The organism is Bacteroides sp. D55t1_190419_B8, assembly GCF_015558905.1.
GTDB classification, from domain to species: Bacteria; Bacteroidota; Bacteroidia; order Bacteroidales; family Bacteroidaceae; genus Bacteroides; species Bacteroides vicugnae.
The window spans coordinates 1-2,729 of the sequence record NZ_JADMOU010000061.1; the positions used below are offsets into that span (position 1 = coordinate 1).

The 2,729-nt window shown below is 40.2% G+C and carries 3 protein-coding genes; all 3 read right to left on the reverse strand.

The window, feature by feature from the left end; genetic code table 11:
• Positions 1-80: 80 nt before the first annotated feature.
• The gene (locus tag I2I13_RS24290; RefSeq protein ID WP_195650750.1) at positions 81-1,844 is read right to left on the reverse strand and encodes an IS66 family transposase; all 1,764 of its coding nucleotides are present in this window, start codon (positions 1,842-1,844) and stop codon (positions 81-83) included.
• Positions 1,845-1,954: 110 nt separating this feature from the next.
• Positions 1,955-2,284: an IS66 family insertion sequence element accessory protein TnpB gene (gene tnpB, locus I2I13_RS24295; RefSeq protein ID WP_074560118.1), complete on the reverse strand. Its 330-nt coding sequence runs from the start codon at positions 2,282-2,284 to the stop codon at positions 1,955-1,957.
• Complete coding sequence (locus I2I13_RS24300) at positions 2,278-2,652, reverse strand: hypothetical protein (RefSeq protein ID WP_099147353.1); 375 nt, start codon at positions 2,650-2,652, stop codon at positions 2,278-2,280. Before I2I13_RS24300 ends, tnpB begins: the two co-directional genes overlap by 7 nt.
• Between the last annotated feature and the right edge of the window lie 77 nt (positions 2,653-2,729).

The following is a 2,729-nucleotide window of genomic DNA, read 5'->3' on the forward strand; positions in this document are numbered from 1 at the left end:
GTAAGCACTCATTGTACGGCTATAATACCCACAAAGGTATTGTAGCCCACATTGAGTTGTATTTTTGATTAATAATTAAGTTACTTTGCAATATTCATTGGCAGAAGTGCCACATAATCCGTATCACCGGATATTAATTTTCGTAAAACATCCGCAATATATTTAACAGGACGGAGCCCGTTCATCTTGCAGCTTTCTATAATTGAGTAAATCAAAGACGTATTTTTAGCAGCTTGTTCCGAACCGCAGAACAAATAATTCTTTCTCCCCAGACAAATAGGCTTCATCAACCGTTCGGCGGTGTTGTTATCAATCTCAGCCTGGCCATTGTTCACGTAACGACACACAGCTTCCCATTCGTTAACCGCATAACGAACTGCTTTGATAAAAAGAGTAGCTGCAAAATCTTTCGTTTCATCAAACACCGGTTTAAGAAGTTGCCACAGCTCAGATAAAATAGGTATAGATCGCTGCTGCCTCTCTGAAGCACGTTCCGACTCTGAAAGAAAATGAATCCGGCAATCCGATTCTACCCAATAAAGTTCCGAGATAAGTTGAATCACTTTGGCCGAACGGGAATCCGTGTGCAAGGCATCCACAAATTTACGCCTCACATGAGCCATACAACCATACCGGGTGACTCCTTTTCGATGCCGGTCAAACAACTTGTAGACATTATAACCATCGGTAGTAATGCTACCGAAGAAGTTCTTGAAAAATTGCTGAGCGACTTCCATACTACGACTACCTCGATCATACAAGTAATAAGCAACCTTCAATCCCGGATTCTTGATACCCCAAATATATTTCTTGCGATACTCAAACTTGCCGGTGACTTTATTCAAGACCTTGACCAATTCGGTCGTTTCATCACAAAACAAGAAACTACCCTCACTCAGCAGAACACTACGCAGAGGAGCATCCAGTTTATCCAATTCCTGAATATGTCTGTGTACCCAGTTCAATACAGTAGAAGGAGAAAATTCAGCATCTACATCTTTAAAGCGATCGACCACACGTTCAAGAGACATGCTATATTGATACTTGTCCACCAGAATCTGAGCAATCATATCCAAATCCACATGATAACCCGGAAGGACATTGTCAAAAGGACGTAGAGAATCATCGGTATCAGTCGGTTCGTAGTAATTAGAAATAGTACCTTCCTGATCTATCACGCGTAACAACTCAAAAACATGTTTGGTCACACTCCAATCTAGCTTATAAAGAATCCAATGACGAATATCAATCTTACGAGCATCCGAAGGAATGCTACTTTCATCGCAATAGTGCATAACCACGTTATCCACACGAGTAGAGCGCTTGCTATAATCCGAACGACAAGGCTTGGAAGTAGAACGAGCGGAGGAAGACAGGTCAATATTCATATCAGATGCTACAGTAGTGGATGATTCATTACTAGTAGGTTTACTCCCATCAAAATCATCCTTATCATTTTTCAGGTCTTTATCGGTACTTTGGAGCAAGGTAGAAGATTTCTCAGACTTACGACCGTATAACTGACGTTTTTGTTTTTCTAGCTCAAAGAGCTCAGAAGCGCGGAGATTTTTCAACTCCTCCAAAGCACTGGAAAGAAGTTCAGACTGCTTCTCAGCCTGAACTTTATCTTCCAGAGCTTTGGAAAGCTGGTTAGCAAGATGTTTGTTATCTCTACGCATACTTTTAAGTTCATCAAGGGTTTTATCCAACTTTTCTAAAATCTGCCGATTACCCTCACGCTGTTCTTCACGAATGCGAGCGTTGTCTTGACGAAGACAAACTAGTTCGTCATCTTTCGACAGTATTTGGGAGATTAATATGTTAATAGTATCTTGCTCTTGCATACTTCAAAGATACTAAATAAAGCTGGAATACACAAGCCTTTTTGCTGATTAATTAATTGATATACAAATAGTTGTATCTATACAATCTGATATTTCACAACCCCGTACTACTATACGAGAAGTTCTTTACGGACAGTGCCTTGGAGCAGGACAACGAGCTTATCCCAACTAATCTCATAACGATCAGTATCGGTGTTGAACACCGGAAGGAGAAAACGCTCACGATCCAATTTTTTCCAATAAAGAACATAACCATTAGATTCATGACGAAGGATCTTCAAATTACGGCGATCTTTACCAAGGAAAATAAAAACATCACCATTCTCAGGAGAAGCATTCATTGTACGACGAACCAACTCTGAAAGGCTAACAATACCTTTACGCATATCTACCGAACCATGGCACAGGTAGAAATTCATGTGAGATTTTAATCCTAACATAACGTACTCAAACTTTGAAGAAGACGTGCAAGACCCTCAAGGTTAGTATTCTCTTTATTTATCTCAATACCATTGCTTAACTTCAGATGGAAAGAAACCACATTAGCCTGCTCACAAACAGGGATCGAAGTGACAGCTTCAGCAGAAGAATGTTCAGGTCTGGGAACACCGGTAATGGTAAGAGGACTTAAACGAATCTCGTCCATTTCTGATTCACGAAGACGTTTCTTATTCTCACGATACCATTTGATGAAGTTACGATATTCAATACCCTCAGAGATACAATACGCATTGATAGAAATATGCCGAGGCGCAGCATCCGTTTGATAACGGAATAGAAACTCACTGTAAAATTCACTCATATTCATTGTTGTCGATTTTTAAGTTCGACACAAAGGTAAAAGAGATTAGAGGTTGGGACAAGAGCCATACAGTGAGTGCTTAC